Source organism: Paraburkholderia phymatum (assembly GCF_038900715.1).
Taxonomy (GTDB): Bacteria; Pseudomonadota; Gammaproteobacteria; order Burkholderiales; family Burkholderiaceae; genus Paraburkholderia; species Paraburkholderia phymatum_A.
In genome coordinates this window covers 1-405 of record NZ_JAYMRZ010000104.1, presented here as the reverse complement: position 1 = coordinate 405, position 405 = coordinate 1, and the positions used below count along the sequence as shown (strand labels likewise).

Genomic DNA, 405 nt, shown 5'->3' with positions numbered 1-405 from the left:
CGAGCCACGCTGCAACGAGCGGCGTCGTACCGCCGAACAGCGACACCGACACATTGAAGCCGATCGCAAGCGCGCCATAACGGATCTTCGTCGGAAAGAGCGCGGGCAGCGACGACGGCATCACGCCTGTGAACGTCGACAGCAGCGCGCCGAGAATCAGCAGCCCGCCGAACACCGGCAGCACCGCGCCCGTTCGAATCAGCAGCAGCGCCGGAATCGACAGCAGAAAGAGACCCACGCAGCCGAGCAGCATTACCGGCTTGCGGCCGATCCGGTCGGACAGGTGGCCTGCGTAGAGCGTCATCGGCATCATCAGCACCATCACGGCCAGCACGAGGAACAGGCCGTGCGATTCGTTGAAATGCAGCGTCGCCGACAGATAGCTCGGCAGATACGACAGCGCCA

At 64.2% G+C, this 405-nt stretch carries 1 protein-coding gene; it reads right to left on the bottom strand.

Annotated elements, in window-relative coordinates:
- Positions 1-405, bottom strand: a 405-nt coding sequence (locus tag VSR68_RS42610) for an MFS transporter (RefSeq protein ID WP_342945390.1), incomplete at both ends; no start/stop codon positions are given.